Source organism: Streptomyces sp. AcH 505 (assembly GCF_000818175.1).
GTDB lineage: Bacteria > Actinomycetota > Actinomycetes > Streptomycetales > Streptomycetaceae > Streptomyces.
Window position 1 is genome coordinate 319,563 of record NZ_JTIY01000002.1, and the last position, 18,754, is coordinate 338,316.

Genomic DNA, 18,754 nt, shown 5'->3' on the forward strand with positions numbered 1-18,754 from the left:
GTTGGACACCACTGTCAAGACCCACGACACAAAAGACTTCACCGACGGGGACGGCTCTCAGGTGGCAGGACTCCAGCCCTTCCTGCACGACGCGGTGGTGACGCTGTACGCGCCGAGCTTCGCGATATCGCGTCCTCACGGCCAACTCGGCGGCGGCGCCGACGGCTTCTACCACGGCGACAGCAGAGCACTGGCCCGGCTGACCGTCGCCGCCGACGGCGTCGCGCTCGCCCCGGTGGGCGGCGCCCTCGACGGAGCGGACAGCGCCACCTTCCGCGGTGTGCTGCGCGGCCTCGGCGAGGTCACCCCCGACCCGGCCGTCACCCTGCGCCGCAGCCGGCGGGTGGCCCCGGGACAGCTGACCGAGACCTTCGAACTCACCAACGCGGGCGGCCAGGACGTCCGGGTCGGCCTCGTCGTCACGGCGACGACCGACCTCGCCCCCATGGAGCGCGTCAAGACCGGCCGGCCCACCCCACCCGTCGCCGCCACGGCCGTCGACGGCGGACTCGCCTGGGAGCAGGACGCGTTCGCCGTCCGCCTCACCAGCACGGCGGCGCCCGAGATCGACGCGCGGGCCGGACAGCTGCGCTACGACGTCGAGCTGGCGCCCGGCGCCGTCTGGACCGCCGTACTGCACTGCTCGGCGGCGCACGACACCGGCGACCAGTTCCCCGCGCCCACCGCGGGCAGTGTGCCCTGGCGCACCCCCGAACTGGCCAGCGCCGACCACCGCTTCGACCACTGGCTGAGCCAGTCGGCCGCCGACCTCGACCGGCTGCGCCTCACCGACCCCGAGGACCCGGCCGACCAGTTCCTCGCCGCCGGCGCCCCCTGGTTCCTCACGCTCTTCGGCCGTGACGCGCTGTGGGCGGCCCGGATGCTGCTGCCGCTCGGCACCTCACTCGCCGCCGGCACGTTGCGTACCCTCGCCCGCCGCCAGGGCGTCAGGTCCGACCGCGACACCCAGGAGCAGCCCGGCAAGATCCTGCACGAGGTGCGCAGGAGCGAACAGACCTTCCACGACTCCTTCGGCCTGCCCGCCTCCTACTACGGCACCGTCGACGCGACCCCGCTGTGGGTCACCCTGCTGCACGACGCCTGGCGCTGGGGCCTCGCCCCCGAAGAGGTCGAACAGCTCCTGCCGCACGCCGAGTCGGCCCTCGCCTGGATGCGGGACCACGCCGACGCCGACGGCGACGGCTTCCTCGAATACATCGACGAGACCGGCCGCGGCCTGGCCAACCAGGGCTGGAAGGACTCCAGCGACGGCATCCGGTACCGCGACGGACGCCTTGCCGCACCGCCCATCGCGCTCTGCGAGGTCCAGGCGTACGCGTACGAGGCGGCCCGGGGCGGCGCCGCCCTGCTGCGCGCCTTCGGCAGGCCCGGCGCCGACCGCTGGGAGGAGTGGGCCGACCGGCTGCGCGAGCGCTTCCGCGCCCACTTCTGGGTGGAGGACGAGCACGGCCGCTACCCGGCCGTGGCACTCGACCGGGACAAGCGCCCCGTCGACTCCGTCACCTCCGGCTTCGGCCATCTGCTGGGCACCGGCCTGCTCGACCGGGACGAGAGCGCCCTGCTCGCGGCCCGGATCAGCGCCCCCGACCTGGACTCGGGCCACGGCCTGCGCACCCTGAGCAGCGCCTCGGTCGGCTACAACCCGTACGGCTACCACATCGGGTCCATCTGGCCGCACGACACGGCCATCGCCGTGCACGGCCTGGTCAGGGCAGGCTTCCCCGACGAGGCGGCGCCGCTGGCCGCCGGCCTGCTGACCGCTTCGGCGGCCTTCGACGCCCGGCTGCCCGAGCTGTTCGCGGGGCACGGCGCGGCGAACGCCGCCCGCCCCGCGCCCTATCCGGCGTCCTGCCGTCCCCAGGCGTGGGCCGCCGCCTCGTCCGTCCTGGTCCTCCAGTCGGTGCTCGGACTCTCGGCCGACGTGCCGGGCTCCACGCTCACCCTGGCGCCCGCCTTCACCGAGGCGTACCGGCCGCTCACGGTCACGGGCCTCGACCTGGCGGGCCACCGGCTGGACGTCAGCGTCAGCCCGGACGGCGCGGCGCAGGTGACGGGACTCCCGGCGGGCACGACCCTGATCAGGGGCTGAGCGGCGGCGGTGCTGTTTTCGCCGGGGGCGCTCCGGGGCATACGGAACTGCGATCCTGCCGACGAGTTCCGGCCCCAGGGACGGTGGCCGGAACCCGCACCGAGAAGTGAGGATGTCTGTGGCCGCGCAGTCCGATGGAGCCCCGGCGGAGCAGGACACGGCGGACGGGCCCGACCCGCGGCGGTGGAAGGCGTTGGCCGTGTGCCTGGTCGCCGGCTTCATGACACTGCTCGACGTCTCGATCGTCAATGTGGCCCTGCCCTCCATCAAGGAGGGGCTGCACACACCGGAGTCCGACCTCCAGTGGGTGCTGTCGGGGTACGCGCTGTCCTTCGGCCTCTTCCTGATCCCGGCCGGCCGGCTCGGTGACGCCCGGGGCAGGCGCGCCGTCTTCATGGTGGGACTGACGCTGTTCACGCTGGCGTCGGCCGCCTGCGGAGCCGCCCAGACCAGTCTGTGGCTGGTCGTCGCCCGGCTGATCCAGGGCGCGGCCGGCGGACTGATCTCGCCGCAGATCTCCGCGCTGATCCAGCAGATGTTCTCGGGCCGGGAGCGCGGCAAGGCGTTCGGCGCCTTCGGCACGGTCGTCGGTATCTCGACGGCGGTGGGGCCGCTGCTCGGCGGGCTGCTCATCCAGGCGGCCGGGGCGCAGGAGGGCTGGCGGTGGGTGTTCTTCGTCAACCTGCCGCTGGGCGCCGTCTGTCTGCTGCTGGCCAGGCGGCTGCTGCCGGACACCCCTTCGGCGGGCCGGGTCAGGGCCCGCGACCTCGACCCGCTGGGCATCCTGCTGCTCGGCGGCGGTGTGCTGGCGCTGCTGCTGCCCTTCGTCCAGGCCCAGCAGTGGCCGGGCGACGAGAAGTATCTGCTGCTGATCGTCGCGGCGGCGCTGCTGTTCGCGTTCGTCCGGTGGGAGGGCCGCTGTCCGAAGGGCGGTGTCCAGCCCGTCATCGACCTGTCCTTGTTCCGGGTCCGTTCGTACTGGCTGGGCTGTCTGCTGATCCTGCTGTACTTCGCCGGATTCACCTCGATCTTCTTCATCAGCACGCTCTATCTGCAGAGCGGGCTGCACTACTCGGCGCTCCTCGCGGGCGTCGCCATCACCCCCTTCGCCCTGGGGTCCGGCGCGTCGGCGGGGATCGGCGGCAAGCTGGTCGACCGGTTCGGCCGGCCGCTGGTGGCCATCGGACTGACGATGGTGGTCGTCGGACTCGTCGGGACCGTGATCGCCGTCCACCAAGTGCCGGGCCGTGGCGTGGGCTGGGCGATGGCGGCGCCGCTGCTGCTGGCGGGCCTCGGCAGCGGCCTGGTCATCGCGCCCAACCAGACCCTGACGCTCTCCCAGGTGCCGGTGAACAGGGCGGGCAGCGCGGGCGGCACCCTCCAGACCGGCCAGCGTGTCGGGTCCGCCGTCGGCATCGCCGCCGTAGGCTCGGTCTTCTTCGCCCAGGTCGGCCCCAACGGCTGGAACTCCGCCTTCGACCACGGACTCGTCGTCTCGGTGGGGTTCGTGGTGGTGGCGCTGGTCATCGCGCTGGCCGACGTGATCGCGGGCCGCCGGGACCGGACGAGGCAGAGCTGAGGAGAGTGACGATGAGCGAATCGGACACGACCGGAGGCCGGCCGCCGGCAGCCGGGGACGGCAACTCCGAGCTGGGCAGCAAACCGTTCAAACGGTCCAGGAGCCACTTCGCCGACCGGATCACCGCCGACGGCCGCGACGGCTGGCCGGTGGAGGCCGGCCGCTACCGGCTGGTGGTCAGCCGCGCCTGCCCCTGGGCCAGCCGCGCGGTGATCTCGCGCCGGCTGCTCGGACTTGAGGACGCCCTGTCGCTCGCCGTCACCGATCCCGTCCAGGACGCCCGCAGCTGGCGCTTCACCCTGGACCCCGAAGGCCGGGACCCGGTGCTCGGCATCCGCTACCTGAGCGAGGCGTACGACGCGCGGGAGACGGACTACCCCGGCGGCGTCAGCGTGCCCGCCGTCGTGGACGTCCCCACGGGGAAGCTGGTGACCAACGACTACCAGCAACTCACCCTGGACCTCGCGACCGAGTGGACGGCGCTGCACCGGCCGGGCGCGCCGGACCTCTGTCCGCGGGCGCTGCGCGACGAGATCGACGAGGTGATGGAGGGCGTCTACCGGGACGTCAACAACGGTGTGTACCGCGCCGGGTTCGCGACCAGCCAGCGCGAGTACGAGGAGGCGTGCCGCGGTGTGTTCGAACGCCTCGGCCTGGTGTCGCGGCGGCTCACCGACCGGCGCTACCTGGTGGGCGACACCATCACGGAGGCGGACATCAGGCTGTTCACCACCCTGGTGCGCTTCGACGCGGTCTACCACGGCCACTTCAAATGCAACATGGCGAAACTGGCCGAGGACCCGGTGCTCTGGGCGTACGCCAGGGACCTGTTCCAGACCCCGGGCTTCGGGGACACGGTCGACTTCGACCACATCAAGCAGCACTACTACCGGGTACACACCGGCATCAACCCCACCGGCATCGTGGCCATCGGCCCCGACCCGGCGGGCTGGCTGACCCCGCACCACCGTGAACGGCTGGGCGGCCGCCCCTTCGGCGACGGCACCCCGCCGGGCCCGGTACCGGCAGGCGAAAGGGTCCCGCCGATCGGCCGCGACTAGGGTCTCAGCTCTCCGGCACCGGCCTGCGGCTCAGGTACACCCCCGCGCAGAGCGCGAGGACCAGCACGCAGCCGGTGAACGTCAGTCCGGCGGTGCGCAGGCCCAGGGCGACGGTCAGCGCGCCGACGCCGACGACCGGCAACGAGATGCCGACATAGGCGACGACGAAGAAGGCCGAGATGGTGCCCGCCCGGTGGGCGGGCGGCGCGGCGCCGCCGACGGCGGTGATGCCGGCCCGGAAGGCGAGGCCCTGGCCGAGCCCGGCCAGGATCGCGCCCACCACCAGCAGCGGCAGCGACTCGGCGGCGAGCGAGGCCCCGACCAGGGCAAGGCCCACCACCAGGACGAAGCTGCCGCCCGGCAGCGCCCTGCGTACACCGACCCGCCCCATCAGGGACTGGCCGACGGTGGAGGCGAGGAAGACCGAGAAGACGATCGCCCCGGAGACGGCCAGGTTGTGCACGTCCAGGGTCTCGGCCACAAAGCTCGGCGCCACGGCGGTGAACAGACCGAGCAGCGCGAAGCCGGCGAAGACGGCCAGCGCCGACGGCGCGAACACCCCGCGCACCTCGGGCGGTACCCGCACCCCCTGCGGACTGAGCGGCGCCGGCCAGCGCGGGTGCTCGACGGGCTCGGGCAGCAGCCAGGTCAGTACGGCGGCGACGGCGACCAGGCCGAGGTCCACGATGAACGGCAGGCTGAGCGGCGACGGCGCGTACTGGGCGAGCAGTCCGGCGAGCAGCGGCCCGCAGCCGAGACCGCCCATGTTGGCGGCCGTCGCGGCCAGTCCGGCCCGTACCTTCTGGTCCGGCCGGGCCAGGTCGAGCACGGTGGCCGTCGCCGCTCCGCTGAACAGCCCGGCGGCGAAGCCCGACAGCAGCCGTCCGACGAACAGCACCGCGAGACCGCCCTCGAAGAGGAAGCACAGCGCGCTCGCCGCCGACAGGCCGAGCGCCACCAGCAGGACGGGCCGCCGGCCCACCACGTCCGAGTAGTTGCCGGCGAGCAGCAGTACGGCGATGACGCCGACCGCGTACACGGCGAAGACGACCGTCACGATCAGCTCGGAGAAGCCGAGTTCCTGCCGGTAGAGGCCGTACAGCGGGGTGGGCAGCGTCGTGCCGAGCATGCCGATGGCGAAGATCGCCGCCGCCACCGGATAGCCGAGGCGCGGACGCCGGGCATTGCGATCGATCATGCCCACCACAGTACGAGCCTCCGGCGCACGCCACCCGTACCGGCACGGACAGGCCGCCGCCGGCAGCTGACGGGCGCTCACCCGAGCCCTCCGCGCGAGCCCTTGACGCGAACACGACGACCTGTATGGTCTAGGCCAAGTGAGGGAGATGTTTGCTGAAGCACCGGCCTCCGGCCGTCGCCGACGCGGTCTCCTTCACTGCCCCTTCGCGCCTCTTGGCCCCACACCTGAGAGGCCGGCCCGCAGGACCCGGGTTCCCCCACGGACCCGAGACCACGCGGGAAGACCTGATGTGAAGGAGTACGCATGCACCGGAAAAGGAAGATCGCCGCTGCCGTCGGCGCGGTTCTGGCCCCGGTACTCGCCCTGAGTCTGCCGGCGAGTTCCGCGAGTGCCCACGGTTACATCTCCTCGCCCCCCAGCCGGCAGGCCCAGTGCGCCGCCGGCACCGTCAGCTGCGGTGACATCACCTACGAACCGCAGAGCGTGGAAGGCCCCAAGGGGCTGACCAGCTGCAGCGGGGGCAACGAACGGTTCGCCGACCTCGACGACGACGCCAAGGGGTGGACGGTCACCCCCGTCCAGCAGACCACCGAATTCAAGTGGACCCTGACGGCGCAGCACTCCACGAGCACCTGGCAGTACTTCGTCGGCGGCCAGGAGATCGCCGAGTTCGACGACAACGGGGCCCAGCCGGGTGCCACCGTCACCCACCAGGTGAACTTCGGTTCGCTGACCGGGAAGCAGAAGGTCCTCGCGGTGTGGAACATCGCGAACACGGCGAACGCGTTCTACGCCTGCATCGACGTCAACGTCGGCGGCTGAGAGAGGGAGTGAGTCACATGCGCAACCGCGTCATCGGGCTGCTGACAGCGACGGCCTCGGCCGCCACACTCGCGGTACTGACCTTCGGCCCCGCCACCACCGTGCAGGCCGCCCAGGCGGACGACTTCCTCGTCAGCGAGGCCCAGTTCAACCAGATGTTCCCCGGCCGCAACTCGTTCTACACGTACAGCGGTCTGACGGCCGCGCTGAGCGCCTACCCCGGCTTCTCCGGCACCGGCAGCGACACCGTACGCAAGCAGGAGGCCGCGGCCTTCCTCGCCAACGTCAGCCATGAGACGGGCGGCCTCGTCTACGTCGTCGAGCAGAACACCGCCAACTACCCGCACTACTGCGACGCCACCCAGTCCTACGGCTGCCCGGCGGGCACGGACAAGTACTACGGGCGCGGGCCGATCCAGCTGAGCTGGAACTTCAACTACAAGTCGGCGGGCGACGCGCTGGGCATCGACCTGCTGAACAACCCCGACCTGGTCCAGAACGACGCGTCCGTCGCCTGGAAGACCGGCCTCTGGTACTGGAACACGCAGAGCGGTCCCGGCACGATGACCCCGCACGACGCGATCGTCAACGGCGCCGGATTCGGTGAGACCATCCGGTCCATCAACGGCAGCATCGAGTGCAACGGCGGCAACCCCGCCCAGGTGCAGAGCCGTATCGACAGCTACACGAACTTCGCGCAGATACTCGGCGTCGACCCCGGCGGCAACCTCAGCTGCTGACCGGTACGCACAGGGCGGTACGAACAGGGCGGTGCCGTCGGCCGGGAGGCCGGCGGCGCCGCCCTTCCGTAGGTCAGAGCCGGGGCTCCGCCGGGCCGCCGCCGTCCTCCTGCCCCTCCCCGGCGGGCGCGTGCCGCAGCCGGTACTCGATCTGCCGCTGGTAGTACAGCCGCCCCACCAGCGCGCCGCCGTACACCACGAACCCCACCCCGACGAGCCACGACTGGATCACCAGGACGGTGCCGAAAGGACCGTACGTGACGGCGCTCGACGCGATCAGCGGCGAGAAGACGATCGCGGAGAAGGCCCGCAGACCGAGCAGCCCCACCGCGGTGGCGACCGCGCCGGGGAACAGCGCCTGCCAGCGGACCCGCCCCGCCAGCAGCAGCCGCTGCGACCACCAGAAGAACAGGAACGTGCCGATCACATCGCCGATCGTGCCGAAGACCAGCTCCAGCGTGGACCGCGAGGTCACCGGGGTGTTGACGAAGATGACCAGGAACACCACCAGCACGGCCAGCCAGACCACATGGCGCCACATCGTGTGCCAGCGCGCGGTCGACAGCTCCCACACCCGCTCGTAGCCGGTCTGCACCGCCGACCCGAAGGTCAGCCCGAAGACCGCGAGCGCGGCGAGCCCGAACGCCGTCGTACGCTGCAACGCCTGGCCGGGTCTGCCGAACAGCTCCTGGATCTCCTGCTGGGAGTCGGCCGAGACCCCGAGCCCCTGCCCCAGCCACTTGGCGAACCCCTCACCGCTCGCCGGGTCGGCGGCGGCGACCAGGATCAGCAGCGGGACGAGGGTCAGGAAGCCGAGCGCGGCGAACCCCATGGCCCGGTGCATCAGCTCCGTCTCGCGGCCGAGCCGCCAGACCAGCTCCGTGTACGCGACCGCCTCGCCCCACAGACGGCGGATCCGGCCGGGACGGTTCGTCTCGCTGGGCTGCTTCCGGGTCATGTGTTGTCGACTACCCCTCAAGGACACGGCACGGGTTGCCCCAAGATACGCCTGCCGGTGCGGGGCGTTCCGCCTCGCCACGGGCCCTTCGTCCCGCCGTGCCACACTGGCGGCCGATCAGCCGAAGGAGGCATGAGCGTGTCGATGATCCGCAACCTGCGCCGCACGATGGGCAGGGCCTACCGGCGCACCGTGGACCTGAGCCATCCGGCCAGATCACCGCTGGGCAGCGCGGTGGTGCACTGTGTGGTCTACCAGGACGGCGTACGGCAGTCCGGTGACTGCCCGGCTGACGAGGCGCTGCGCAAGGTCCGCAGGTCGGGCGGCGGTTTTGTGTGGATCGGGCTGCACGAGCCGACCTGGGAGGAGTTCTCCGGGGTGGCCGAGCTGTTCGACCTGCACCGGCTCGCCGTCGAGGAAGCCGTCACCCCGCACCAGCGGCCGAAGGCGCAGCGGTACGACGAGACACTGTTCGCCGTCTTCAAGACGGTCAGCTATGTCGAGCACGAGCAACTGACCGCGACCAGCGAGGTGGTGGACACCGGTGAGCTGATGGTGTTCACCGGGCCGCAGTTCGTGGTCACCGTCCGGCACGGCAGGCACGGGTCGCTCGGTCCGCTGCGCGAGGCCCTTGAGGCCGACCCCGAACAGCTCGCCAAGGGCCCGGCCGCCGTGCTGCACGCCATAGCGGACCACATGGTGGACGACTATCTCGCCGTCGCCGAGGCGATCCAGGACGACATCGACGAGGTCGAGACGGAGGTCTTCTCCGGGCAGGTCGCGCGCGCCGACGCCGGCCGGATATACCAGCTCAAGCGGGAGCTGCTGGAGCTGAAGCGGGCGGTGGCGCCGCTGGACCGGCCGCTGCAGAAGCTGGCCACCCAGCCTGACGGGCTGATAGGCCCCGAGATCCAGAAGTACTTCAGGGACGTCGTCGACCATCTGGCCAGGGTCACCGAGCAGATAGCCGCCTTCGACAACCTGCTGGACTCGATCCTCCAGGCGTATCTGGCGCAGGTGACCGTCGCGCAGAACGAGGACATGCGCAAGATCACCGCATGGGCCGCCGTCATCGCCGTCCCCACCATGGTGTGCGGCGTCTACGGCATGAACTTCGAGCACATGCCGGAGCTGCGCTGGCAGTACGGCTACCCCCTGGTCATGGGGGTGATCGTCGTCGCCTGTTTCGGCATCCACCGCACCTTCCGCCGAAACGGCTGGCTCTAGCGTCCCCCGTCCGGCTCAGGCATTGCCTCCGCCGTGCGGGATCGCGTCGGTGTCGAGCGTCTGGTCGATGACCCGGCGGGCGCAGTCCGACAGCCGCAGCTGATGTGAGCGCGCGTACGAACGCAGCGCGGCGAACGCGGCGTCCACGTCGGTCTGCCAGCGCTCGGCCAGGATGCCCTTGGCCTGTTCGATGATGATGCGGCTGGTGAGCGCGCGTTGCAGCTGGGCCTTCTCGATGTGCTGCTGGTCCAGGGCGCGTTGCTGGAGCAGCGCGATGGTCGCCACATCGGCCAGCGCCTGCGCCAGCGACGCGTCCTGCGGGCTCAGCGGCTGCGTGTCGGTGTGGAAGAGGTTCAGCGCGCCGACGGCCCTGTCCCGCAGCCGCAGCGGGAAGGTGTGACTCGTGGCGAACCCGCTCTCCCGCGCGTGCGCGGCGAACTGCGGCCAGGCTGCGGTCGCTTCGGCGTCCGCCAGGTCGATGTTGGTACGCGCGGTGCTGCTGCGGTAACACTCCACGCAGGGGCCCTGGTCGTGCTGCAGGGCGAAGAGTTCCAGCAGATGCGTGGTCTCGTCGGACGCGGCGATCGTCTGCAGGGTCTCCTTCTCGTCGGCGAGGAGAATTCCGGTGGCCGACACATCCAGCAGGGCGACGCAGTGCGCGCAGAGCTGCTCGAGGAAGTCGATCAGGTCGAAGTCGTCCGTCAGCGAATCCGCAACCTGCACGAACACCGCTGACACCTGCTGTTCGCGGGACATAGAGGTCATCCCCTCATTTCGTCGGTCGGATCGGTCGGGCCGGGGTCGCCCGCAGTGGGCGGCAGACGCAGCCGCCGCGCCACGATGTCGCGTGCGATGTCGGTGATCGGCAGGCCCTGGCTGAAGGAGTAGGCGCGCAGTCGCAGCAGGGCGGGGCCGAGCGCGAGACCGAGCTGGACGCTGATCATCCCGGTGGCCTGGTGCACGACGGCCCGGTGGAGCTCGGTGGGCCGCGCGTCGCCCCAGGACTCCAGCTGCACGCCTTCGCCGCCCAGGAACTGGAGGGTGAGTGCCTCGGCGAGGGCCAGCGCGTCGTCCATCTGCTGGCCGCTCATCGGTCCTGGCTCGGCCCGCAGCAACGTCAGGACGCCCACGAAGATGCCGCCGAGATGCAGCGGGAAGCAGAACACCGCGGCCACCGGCAGATCCCCGAGCGCCGGCAGCAGCGCGGGCCATCTGCCCGACGGGACAGTGGCGATGTCGTCGACCATGCGCAGCGCGTGATCGCGCAGCGCGTCGGGGCCGGGGCCTTCCCCCAGGGTGAACTGAAGATCCTCGAAGAGTGCCGCCGTCTTGCCCGAGGACCACAGCTGCTCGGTGATCTGACCGTCCACGACCAGCGACACCGCGAGACCGTCGACCCCGAGCACCTCGGCGCAGCCGGCCAGCCTCGGCTGGGCCTGAATGTGCACGAGCCGGAGGACCTCGGTCATGGCGTCACTGATCATTGGCGGCCACCCCTTCTCCGTACTCCACGTGGGGGGACGGCAGCCTCAAGTGGCTCATCTCAGCATAGACCGCGATCAGCGGGTGACACGCCTCCCGCGGCGGGCGCCCCAGCGGGCACCGAGCAGGACCAGATCAAGAACGAACACGATCACACCGATCGCGAGCAGATAAGAAAGGCCCGACCCCGCCACACCGATGATTCCGAGCGCGACGGCGATCAGGAGAAGGAGCAGGAAAAGGGCCATCCCGCCCTCCTAACGGCGCGCGAGCCGGCGCTCGCCGGTCGCACCCGTCTTGTAGGGAAGTCCGTAGTGCGCGAAGATCTGCGGCTCGTCCTCGGCGGGCAGTTCCCCGTCCGTGTCGATCGAGGGCGCCTCCTTGACCAACTGCTTGTCCCAGCCGACCTTCAGATAGCCCGGACCGACGGTCGCGTCGGTGAGCGGTACGAAGATCAGCCGCTTCTTGGTCGGAATCCCGACGGTGACCGTGGCGAACGCCGGTGCGTCCGTCGCCGTGTCGACGTACACGGCCTCCAGCGAGCCGATCTTCTTCTTGTCGGTGTCGACCACATCGTGGCCACGCCATTCCCGGATGTCCTCAGCCTCGAACACGAGCAATTCGCCTCTTTATCCGCTGGTGGTGCAGGTGTCGTCAGTGTGACTGTTACCCCCGCAGGCGGCGATGGCACCTGGCCGGGGCGGCGAACTGTTACCGCTCGGTCGGCCGAGCAAGGCCGCTTCCGGGCGCCGGCGGTTACACTGACAGAGCAAGACGCCCAAGACCCTGGCTCCCAGCTGCCCTGGACCCGGCAGCCAGCGACCTTGCGATTCTCTTTATGCGCACGACTTCTTATGCGCATCCTACGCGGCGTCTGTTTGCCTCAAACAATGTGTGCTGAACAAGCCACCCTGCCGAGCATTCACCGCACCGGCTACCAGCGGTCGTGAACCGACCCGAAAGGCGTGGCTCAATGTCCCTGCCCACCACCGGCGATTCCGAATCGGCGGTTCTGGATCCACCACGCGAGTCGGGCAGCGATTTCGCGCGCCTGACCCAGCTCATCAACGCGGCCGGACTGATGCGCCGCCGCCCCTGGTACTACGTCCTGCGGATCTCCCTCGTCGTGGCACTGTACGCCGTCGGCTGGATCGCCTTCGCCATGATCGGGAACAGCTGGTGGACGCTGGCCGTCGCCGCGTTCCTCGCCGTGGTCTTCGGTCAGGTCGCCCTCGTCGCGCACGATGTGGCGCACCGCCAGGTCTTCCGGCTGCGCCGGGCGAGCGTCCGCACCGGCAGGCTCGCGGGGAACCTCGGTATCGGCATGGGCTACGGCTGGTGGCAGGACAAGCACTCCAGGCACCACGCCAACCCGAACCACGAGGACCTCGACCCCGACGTCAACCCGGACATCCTGGTGTGGTCCCAGTCCCAGGCCAGGGAAGCCAGGGGAGTGGCGCGGCTGATCGGCGGCTCGCAGGCGTATCTCTTCTTCCCGCTGCTGGCACTTGAGGGCTTCAACCTGCATGTCGCGGGCGTACGGTCGCTCGCCAACCGGTCGTTGAAGCAGCGCAGGCAGGAAGGGGCCCTGCTGATCGGGCACTTCGCCGTCTATCTGGCGGCCCTGCTGGTCGTGCTGCCGCCCGGCAAGGCGCTCGCCTTCCTCGCCGTCCACCAGTGTCTGTTCGGGATCTACCTGGGCTCGATCTTCGCCCCCAACCACAAGGGCATGCCGGTGCTGACCGGCGCGGACCGCCCCGACTTCCTGCGCCGTCAGGTGCTCACCTCGCGCAACGTGCGCGGCGGTTGGTTCACCGACATCGCGCTGGGCGGCCTCAACTACCAGATCGAGCACCACCTGTTCCCGAACATGCCGACCCCGCAGCTGCGCAAGGCGCAGCCCATCGTCAGGCGGTACTGCGAAGAGCTCGAAGTCGGCTACCTGGAGACTGGCCTGATCGGCTCGTACCGCCAGGCGCTGCGCAGTCTGCACGACGCGGGAGCGCCCCTGCGGGCGATGCGGAAAGCACTCGTGACCCCGTAAGTGACCCCGGCTCGACCACTGCCGCGTGTCCCGGCGCTTCGCGCTCCGGCACGCGGCGGTGTCGTGTCAGTGGTGCACCCTGCCCAGTTGCAGCGTGTCGCCGGCCTGCCGGAGGTCGCGTACCGTCGTGATCGCCGACGAGGCCAGCGGACGTTCGCTGCGGTAGACGTCCGGTCTCGCCGCCGAGGTGATCAGCGACGGCAGGGCGCGGTCCATGCGCAGCGCGTCGACCGACTCGGCCAGCAGCTCGTACTCCGTGGTGTCGTCGCGCGTCGCGACCCTGATCAGCCGGCCGGCCGCCAGATGCTCGGCCACCATGTCCTGGTGCGACACGTCGTCCCGCCAGGCCCGCAGCGTGTCCGGCACGTTCGGCACGCTCTCGCCGACGGGGGTCAGCGCGGACGCGGGGAAGCGCCCGCTCTCGGGGCTGGGATCCAGCCGCTCCGCGATCCAGGTGGCGCGGTCCCGTAACCACCACAGGGCCAGGGGCAGGGTGGGGGCGCGGTAGGTGCCCAGCGGTACGCCGACGTACTGACCGCCGCAGATTCCGTACGCGGTGACATGGCACAGGAATTCGTCATGCACGGCCGCTCTCCTTGCGCCGTTCGGGTGGGGGGCCGGGCTGGCCGCGGGGCGAATCCTGGGAGAGCAGAGTGATCGATTTCTGATCGCCCCAACTTACAATTATGGACCGGCCGATGACGGGCTGTCACGATGCGATTCCAGCCAGAAATCAACTGACTTCTGTGCGTGACCATGACCGGATGAGCCGGTCGCACATACGCTGTACATTGCTTGACGGTTATATACCGCCCGGGGTATGTTCGTGGTATGTCCATACCGTTCGACGTCCTCGCGGATCCGAGCAGGCGGCGGATCCTCGATCTACTCCTGGAACGCCCCTATCTGGTCGGCGAGCTCACCGAGCGGCTGGGACTGAGCCAGCCGGGCACGTCGAAGCATCTGCGGGTGCTGCGCGAGGCCGGACTCGTACGGGTCCGGCAGGACGCGCAGCGCCGCTGGTACGAGCTGCGGCCCGAGCCGCTCGCCGAACTCGACGACTGGCTCGCCCACTACCGGCATCTGTGGTCCGGCACTCTCGACGCACTCGAACGGCACCTCGACGCGATGGAGGACGACTCCCATGACGACTAGTTCGCGCCCCGACTCCCTGACCACGACGGGCGACCGCACCGCGCTCCGCATGGAGCGCCGGCTCCCGCATCCGCCCGAGGCGGTGTGGGCGGCCCTCACCGACCCCGAACGGCTCGCGCGCTGGTTCCCCTTCGAGGTCACCGTCGACCTCGTACCCGGCGGCACGATCGGCTTCCACCTGCCCGGCGAGTCGGCGCCCGCCGCCAGCGGCACCGTCACCGACCTCGACGAACCGCGCCTCTTCGGCTTCACCTGGGGCACCGACCAGCTGAAATGGTCCGTCAGCCCGGACGGCGACGGCTCGCTGCTCACGCTCGTGCACACCTTCGGCGACCAGCCCGGCGCGGCGAGCTTCGCCTCCGGCTGGCACCTGTGTCTCGGCGCGCTCGGTCAGCTCCTCGACGGCGGGCCCGTCGAGGCCGGCCGCGACGACGGCGCGCTGCACGACGCGTACGTGGAACGGTTCGGGCTCGGCAGGGGCGTCGTCGAATCCGTACCCGGCGGCAGACGGCTGCGGCTCGAACGCCAGCTGGTGCGGCCCGCCGAGGTCGTCTGGGACACCCTGTGCGCCGGTGTCGAGCCGGTGCCGGGACTGCCGGTGCCCGAGGGGTTCACGGCGGAGAAGGTCGAGGCGGGTCATGTGACGGAGGTGCGGCCCCCCGGCTTCGTGACCTTCGCCGTCGAGCCCGACGGCGCGGTCAGCTGGGAGCTGGGCGAGGGCACGGGCCACGGCGCGCGACTCGTCCTGACCCAGAGCGGGCCCGAGGGCTTCGACGCGGAGACGGCGCTGGCCGCCTGGCAGGAACGGATCGAGCGGCTGGCGGCGCAGCTGCTCACTCGGCCGTCTCTTCCTTGATCGAGGAGACGCTCAACAGCTCCTCGAACTCGGACAGTTCGGCCACCAGCCGGTGCACGCTGCCGGTGCCGGCGATATCGACGTACACGAGGGCGGTGCCGGCCTCCGGGTGGTCCTCGTCCCCGTCCCCTTCGCCGCCCGGCCGCCGCGCCGCCCGGTCCACCCGGACCTGCACCACCTGGAACCCCTGGGCCGCCGTGTACTCCAGCACCCGGGTCAGCACCCCGGTCCCGATCAGATAGGCGAGATGCAGCCGGGCCTGCTCGGGGGTGGCCAGGACCGGGATGCGCCGGGTGACCAGGGGATAGCCCTGTACGACCAGGAAGTGCGCCAGCGTGGCGCCGATCGCGAGCAGCGGCAGCCCGCCGCCGCAGGCCATGCCGATCGCACAGGTCAGCCATACGGTGGCGGCCGTCGTCAGTCCCCGTACGGCGTCGCGCCTGACGAAGATGATGCCGCCGCCGATGAACCCGATACCGGAGATGACCTGGGCGGCGACGCGCGAGGGGTCGAACGACACGTTCTCCATGCCCAGCACCGCGTTGAAGCCGTGCTGGGACACCTCCATGAACAGCGCGCTGCCCACCCCGACCAGGGTGTGCGTGCGCAGCCCCGCGCTCTTCTGCCGGATCGCCCGCTCGGCGCCGATGACGGTCGACAGCAGCAGGGCGAGCCCCAGCTCGGCGAACTGCCGGGCCCCCTGACCCGCTTCGGGGTCGAACAGATTCAGGGCCAGCGTGTGCAACGGCCCGCCTCCCAGCTCGGTACAGAACATCCGCTACGCGATGTTAGTACCCCCGCTGGGCCGTTCAGCGGTCCGTGGCGGTGAGGGGGGCCGTGCCGGGCAGCAGGACCGGGGGGATCAGCAGATGGCCGATCGAGGCGGCCAGCAGCTGACCACCCGGCTCGACCTCGCTCGTCACCGAAGCGCGCAGGGTGTCGGCGGCCGACACCGCGAGCCGGGTCACCTCGGTGGCCAGGGTCTCGACCGGCAGCTCGATCCGGGGCAGCCGGCGACCCGCCGGGTCGCCGGGGAGGGTGCCGATCACCACGACGGTCAGCTCCTCCGGCACCCGCAGCCCCGAAGCGGCCACCGACGTGAGGATGTGGTGGTGCGCCGACGGGTGCTGGACGACGAGGGCGGTCGGCCGCGCGCGCCCCTCGCCCGTCGGGTCCGACAGCAGGGTGCCGAGTCTGCGGCCGAGCTTGACCGGGTCGTCGATCGAATGGACCACCTTGACGGCGGCGCCGGTGTCCCTGGCGCCCCTGCGGGCGCCGGCGATCCCACGCAGCGCGTAGCTGCGACGGGCCCTCACCTCGGCCTCACCGGGCGCCAGATACACCATCGTGCGGTGTCCCGCGGCCGCCAGCTCCCGTACGGCGAGCGCGGCCGCCTCCTCCCAGTCGAGGTCGGTCCACGGGAGGGCGTCCTCGTCGGCGGGCCGGCCGATCAGCGCCGCGGGGAAGAGCAGTTCGCGTACGACGTCGATGCGCGCGTCCTCCATGTCGACCGCCATCAGCACGGCCGCGTCGGCGAGACCGCTGAGGGCCACCCGGCGCAGCCCGCCCGCCTTGTCCTGGGACGTGGTGAGCAGCAGGTCGTAGCCGAGGCTGTTCGCCGCGTCGCTGACGTCGATGGCGAAGCGGCCGTCCACCGAGTGCTGGAGCCCCGCGGCGCGCGGCAGCGCCAGCGCGATCACCTGGGTACGGCTGCTGCGCAGCGTCCTGGCGCTGGCCCTGGGGTGGTAGCCGAGGGCCTCCACCGCCTCCTGGACGCGCCGGCGCGTCTCCTCGGAGATCGACCGGGACCCGTTGAACACGTACGAGACCGTGCTCGGCGCGACACCCGCCCGGCGGGCGACGTCCTTGATGGTTGTCATCCACGACCCCTTCGGTGATCCGCCATCGTATCCGCGACGGCGGATCACCCCACCGGTGAAGGGCTGATCAGAGGTCGAACTCGTGCGGCGGCAGGTCGAGGGCGTAGCACGCCTCACGGACGACGGCCTGCTCGTCCTTGTCGAAGTCGCCGTCGGCGCCGCCGATGACGATGCCGATCTGGATGACGGCGCGGGCCTCGGCGGGCTTCTTCTTGGCCTTGGCGATCTCCTGGAGGATGCTCACCTTGCCGAAGGCGAAGTCGGCGGTGAGCTTGTTGATCGCGTCGTCGAAGCGCCGCTGGAGGTCGGCGGCGGGGAAGTTCTGCAGGACCTCGTTGGCGGCGATCAGCGAGGCGACGCGCTGGCGCTCGGAGGCGTCGACGGAGCCGTCGGCCGCGGCGACGAGAGCGCACATGGCCATGCTGGCGTCGCGGAACGCGCCGCTCTTGAGGTCGTTCTTCTTGGCCGTGAGCTGCGTCTGCATCGTCGCGGCTGAATCCTTGAAACGGTCCCAGAGGGCCATTCGGTATCTCTCCTCGTGCTGTCAGGTTGAACCACTGGCTCAACGCCCGGGAGAGCCGAGGCGTGCCCACTTCAGAATGGTTTCTCCGTTCGGTACCGAAGCCCGCCCTGCTCAGCGGGCCGCGCGGAACGCCTCGCCCGCCGGGGTGATCGCGGGCCCGCTCCGGTAGAGGCCGGTGCTCGCGCCGCTGTCCTTGGCGGGCAGCCCGAACCACGCCCAGCGCTGGACGTACGGCAGCCCCGCCAGCATCCGGGCCGCCGAGGAGAGGAAGGCGGCCTGTTCCGTCTCGGACGGGAAGCGGACGCCCTGCGAGAAGTCGGTCAGCGCGAACTCCGTCAGCCAGACGGGCTTGCCGTAGCGCGCGTGGACCGCCTCCAGATAGGACTTGAGCTGGCCGACGGCAGCCTCCGTACGGAAGTCGCCGCCGTACCAGTGCAGCGCGATGAAGTCGACGCGGTAGCCGCGTGCCTTGGCCCCGCTCATGAAGCGGTCGAGCCAGCCGCCCGCCGTGTCACCGCCGTACGCGACAGCGGGGCTGCCGAGGATCTGGCCCGTCTTCTCCAGCGTCGGCCACAGCGACAGCGCCTGATCGGTCGTCATGTTCGACTGGGCCGCCATGTCCGGCTCGTTGAAGCCGAGCAGATACGGCCCGGCGGCGCGGGCCCGCGCCAGGTCGGCGGCGCCCGTCGAGTCCTTGCCCCAGATCATCGGCACGAAGCCCGTCGCACCCGGTGCGTCGACGCCGGAGTGCTGGGTGGACCAGGTGTAGTACCAGCCGGCCCCCGAGTCGGCGAGCGCCTTGCTCACGCCGGGGAACGTCCACACCCCGACGCCCTTGCGCGCCGAGGCCACCACGGGCTTCGGGGCCGGTGCGGGCGGCGCGTGCCGGGCCGCTGTCCTGGTGGGCCTGGGGCTGCTCGGCTTCGCCTTGGGCTTGGCCTTCTTCGACACGGAGGGCGACGGCGAAGCGGACGAGGCGACGGCGGACGGCGGCGGCGCCGCGGGCGCGTCCGCCGTCGTCACGGAAGCACCGCGGTCGGCCGGCGGGTCACCGGGCAGATAGGCGGCGACGAGCAGTCCGGCGGCCACCACCGCCCCGACGGACAGGGCGACGGC

Annotated in this window: 18 protein-coding genes and 2 pseudogenes; 9 read left to right on the forward strand and 11 right to left on the reverse strand. The window is 71.0% G+C overall.

Annotated elements, in window-relative coordinates; translation table 11 throughout:
• Position 1: 1 nt before the first annotated feature.
• From HY68_RS31540 to HY68_RS31550, 3 genes and pseudogenes are all read left to right on the forward strand, one after another.
• Positions 2-2,110 (forward strand): glycogen debranching N-terminal domain-containing protein, encoded by a 2,109-nt coding sequence (locus HY68_RS31540; protein WP_052457341.1) that lies wholly within the window; start codon positions 2-4, stop codon positions 2,108-2,110.
• Between the two features lie 112 nt (positions 2,111-2,222).
• A pseudogene (locus HY68_RS31545) lies at positions 2,223-3,686 on the forward strand (MFS transporter); the annotation flags it as partial.
• Between the two features lie 14 nt (positions 3,687-3,700).
• On the forward strand, positions 3,701-4,750 hold the full coding sequence (locus tag HY68_RS31550) for a glutathione S-transferase C-terminal domain-containing protein (RefSeq protein WP_041998231.1): 1,050 nt from the start codon (positions 3,701-3,703) through the stop codon (positions 4,748-4,750).
• A 4-nt stretch (positions 4,751-4,754) separates the two neighbouring features.
• Here the strand turns inward: HY68_RS31550 and HY68_RS31555 are convergent, their stop codons facing one another.
• Positions 4,755-5,948 carry an MFS transporter gene (locus tag HY68_RS31555; RefSeq protein WP_042000346.1) on the reverse strand — a complete coding sequence of 398 codons (1,194 nt, stop codon included), beginning with the start codon at positions 5,946-5,948 and terminating at the stop codon, positions 4,755-4,757.
• Positions 5,949-6,254: 306 nt separating this feature from the next.
• On the opposite strand from HY68_RS31555, the gene HY68_RS31560 reads away from it, so the two are divergent.
• Together HY68_RS31560 and HY68_RS31565 are read left to right on the forward strand one after the other, a co-directional pair.
• Positions 6,255-6,773, forward strand: coding sequence for a lytic polysaccharide monooxygenase auxiliary activity family 9 protein (locus HY68_RS31560; RefSeq protein ID WP_041998233.1), 519 nt, complete (start codon positions 6,255-6,257; stop codon positions 6,771-6,773).
• A gap of 17 nt (positions 6,774-6,790) precedes the next feature.
• Positions 6,791-7,513, forward strand: coding sequence for a chitinase (locus HY68_RS31565; protein WP_041998235.1), 723 nt, complete (start codon positions 6,791-6,793; stop codon positions 7,511-7,513).
• A gap of 73 nt (positions 7,514-7,586) precedes the next feature.
• On the opposite strand, the gene HY68_RS31570 is transcribed toward HY68_RS31565, so the two are convergent.
• Positions 7,587-8,471 carry a YhjD/YihY/BrkB family envelope integrity protein gene (locus tag HY68_RS31570; RefSeq protein WP_041998238.1) on the reverse strand — a complete coding sequence of 295 codons (885 nt, stop codon included), beginning with the start codon at positions 8,469-8,471 and terminating at the stop codon, positions 7,587-7,589.
• A 144-nt stretch (positions 8,472-8,615) separates the two neighbouring features.
• Here HY68_RS31570 and HY68_RS31575 point away from each other — a divergent pair, with 144 nt between their 5' ends.
• Entirely contained in the window at positions 8,616-9,698 is a 1,083-nt protein-coding gene (locus tag HY68_RS31575) for a magnesium and cobalt transport protein CorA (protein ID WP_042000349.1), read from the forward strand.
• Positions 9,699-9,713: 15 nt separating this feature from the next.
• Here the strand turns inward: HY68_RS31575 and HY68_RS31580 are convergent, their stop codons facing one another.
• The 4 genes from HY68_RS31580 to HY68_RS31590 all read right to left on the reverse strand — a co-directional run bounded on the left by HY68_RS31580 (position 9,714) and on the right by HY68_RS31590 (position 11,794).
• Positions 9,714-10,463, reverse strand: coding sequence for a GAF and ANTAR domain-containing protein (locus tag HY68_RS31580; protein WP_041998240.1), 750 nt, complete (start codon positions 10,461-10,463; stop codon positions 9,714-9,716).
• Complete coding sequence (locus HY68_RS31585) at positions 10,460-11,182, reverse strand: ANTAR domain-containing protein (protein WP_052457348.1); 723 nt, start codon at positions 11,180-11,182, stop codon at positions 10,460-10,462. Before HY68_RS31585 ends, HY68_RS31580 begins: the two co-directional genes overlap by 4 nt.
• A 75-nt stretch (positions 11,183-11,257) precedes the next feature.
• A complete protein-coding gene (locus tag HY68_RS44290; protein ID WP_198533462.1) occupies positions 11,258-11,428 on the reverse strand; it encodes a hypothetical protein in 171 nt (56 codons plus the stop codon).
• Positions 11,429-11,437: 9 nt separating this feature from the next.
• Positions 11,438-11,794 (reverse strand): PRC-barrel domain-containing protein, encoded by a 357-nt coding sequence (locus HY68_RS31590; RefSeq protein WP_042000354.1) that lies wholly within the window; start codon positions 11,792-11,794, stop codon positions 11,438-11,440.
• Between the two features lie 359 nt (positions 11,795-12,153).
• Here HY68_RS31590 and HY68_RS31595 point away from each other — a divergent pair, with 359 nt between their 5' ends.
• The gene (locus tag HY68_RS31595; RefSeq protein WP_041998242.1) at positions 12,154-13,224 is read left to right on the forward strand and encodes an acyl-CoA desaturase; all 1,071 of its coding nucleotides are present in this window, start codon (positions 12,154-12,156) and stop codon (positions 13,222-13,224) included.
• 177 nt (positions 13,225-13,401) lie between these two features.
• Here HY68_RS31595 and HY68_RS31600 read toward each other — a convergent pair.
• Positions 13,402-13,809, reverse strand: a pseudogene (locus HY68_RS31600) (hypothetical protein); the annotation flags it as partial.
• 246 nt (positions 13,810-14,055) lie between these two features.
• Between HY68_RS31600 and HY68_RS31605 the strand changes: the two are divergent.
• Both HY68_RS31605 and HY68_RS31610 read left to right on the forward strand, forming a co-directional pair.
• Positions 14,056-14,379 carry a metalloregulator ArsR/SmtB family transcription factor gene (locus tag HY68_RS31605; RefSeq protein WP_041998244.1) on the forward strand — a complete coding sequence of 108 codons (324 nt, stop codon included), beginning with the start codon at positions 14,056-14,058 and terminating at the stop codon, positions 14,377-14,379.
• A complete protein-coding gene (locus tag HY68_RS31610; protein WP_041998246.1) occupies positions 14,369-15,235 on the forward strand; it encodes an SRPBCC family protein in 867 nt (288 codons plus the stop codon). Before HY68_RS31605 ends, HY68_RS31610 begins: the two co-directional genes overlap by 11 nt.
• Here the strand turns inward: HY68_RS31610 and HY68_RS31615 are convergent.
• The 4 genes from HY68_RS31615 to HY68_RS31630 form a co-directional block, all read right to left on the reverse strand.
• Positions 15,213-16,010 carry an MgtC/SapB family protein gene (locus tag HY68_RS31615; RefSeq protein WP_107070243.1) on the reverse strand — a complete coding sequence of 266 codons (798 nt, stop codon included), beginning with the start codon at positions 16,008-16,010 and terminating at the stop codon, positions 15,213-15,215. The two genes, HY68_RS31610 and HY68_RS31615, sit on opposite strands and share 23 nt — an antisense overlap.
• A gap of 34 nt (positions 16,011-16,044) precedes the next feature.
• Complete coding sequence (locus tag HY68_RS31620) at positions 16,045-17,115, reverse strand: LacI family DNA-binding transcriptional regulator (protein ID WP_041998248.1); 1,071 nt, start codon at positions 17,113-17,115, stop codon at positions 16,045-16,047.
• Positions 17,116-17,182: 67 nt separating this feature from the next.
• Positions 17,183-17,638, reverse strand: coding sequence for a TerB family tellurite resistance protein (locus tag HY68_RS31625; protein ID WP_041998250.1), 456 nt, complete (start codon positions 17,636-17,638; stop codon positions 17,183-17,185).
• Between the two features lie 111 nt (positions 17,639-17,749).
• On the reverse strand, positions 17,750-18,754 hold a 1,005-nt coding region (locus HY68_RS31630), incomplete at its 5' end, for a glycoside hydrolase family protein (RefSeq protein WP_198533463.1).

Excerpts from the sequence above, each read along its gene's own strand:
- HY68_RS31585 (WP_052457348.1), bottom strand. The coding sequence starts at position 11,182 with ATGATCAGTGACGCCATGACCGAGGTCCTCCGGCTCGTGCACATTCAG.
- HY68_RS31565 (WP_041998235.1), top strand. The coding sequence starts at position 6,791 with ATGCGCAACCGCGTCATCGGGCTGCTGACAGCGACGGCCTCGGCCGCC.
- HY68_RS31555 (WP_042000346.1), bottom strand. The coding sequence starts at position 5,948 with ATGATCGATCGCAATGCCCGGCGTCCGCGCCTCGGCTATCCGGTGGCG.
- HY68_RS44290 (WP_198533462.1), bottom strand. The coding sequence starts at position 11,428 with ATGGCCCTTTTCCTGCTCCTTCTCCTGATCGCCGTCGCGCTCGGAATC.
- HY68_RS31625 (WP_041998250.1), bottom strand. The coding sequence starts at position 17,638 with ATGGCCCTCTGGGACCGTTTCAAGGATTCAGCCGCGACGATGCAGACG.
- HY68_RS31560 (WP_041998233.1), top strand. The coding sequence starts at position 6,255 with ATGCACCGGAAAAGGAAGATCGCCGCTGCCGTCGGCGCGGTTCTGGCC.
- HY68_RS31620 (WP_041998248.1), bottom strand. The coding sequence starts at position 17,115 with ATGACAACCATCAAGGACGTCGCCCGCCGGGCGGGTGTCGCGCCGAGC.
- HY68_RS31580 (WP_041998240.1), bottom strand. The coding sequence starts at position 10,463 with ATGACCTCTATGTCCCGCGAACAGCAGGTGTCAGCGGTGTTCGTGCAG.
- HY68_RS31550 (WP_041998231.1), top strand. The coding sequence starts at position 3,701 with ATGAGCGAATCGGACACGACCGGAGGCCGGCCGCCGGCAGCCGGGGAC.
- HY68_RS31595 (WP_041998242.1), top strand. The coding sequence starts at position 12,154 with ATGTCCCTGCCCACCACCGGCGATTCCGAATCGGCGGTTCTGGATCCA.
- HY68_RS31575 (WP_042000349.1), top strand. The coding sequence starts at position 8,616 with ATGATCCGCAACCTGCGCCGCACGATGGGCAGGGCCTACCGGCGCACC.
- HY68_RS31605 (WP_041998244.1), top strand. The coding sequence starts at position 14,056 with ATGTCCATACCGTTCGACGTCCTCGCGGATCCGAGCAGGCGGCGGATC.
- HY68_RS31610 (WP_041998246.1), top strand. The coding sequence starts at position 14,369 with ATGACGACTAGTTCGCGCCCCGACTCCCTGACCACGACGGGCGACCGC.
- HY68_RS31615 (WP_107070243.1), bottom strand. The coding sequence starts at position 16,010 with ATGTTCTGTACCGAGCTGGGAGGCGGGCCGTTGCACACGCTGGCCCTG.
- HY68_RS31570 (WP_041998238.1), bottom strand. The coding sequence starts at position 8,471 with ATGACCCGGAAGCAGCCCAGCGAGACGAACCGTCCCGGCCGGATCCGC.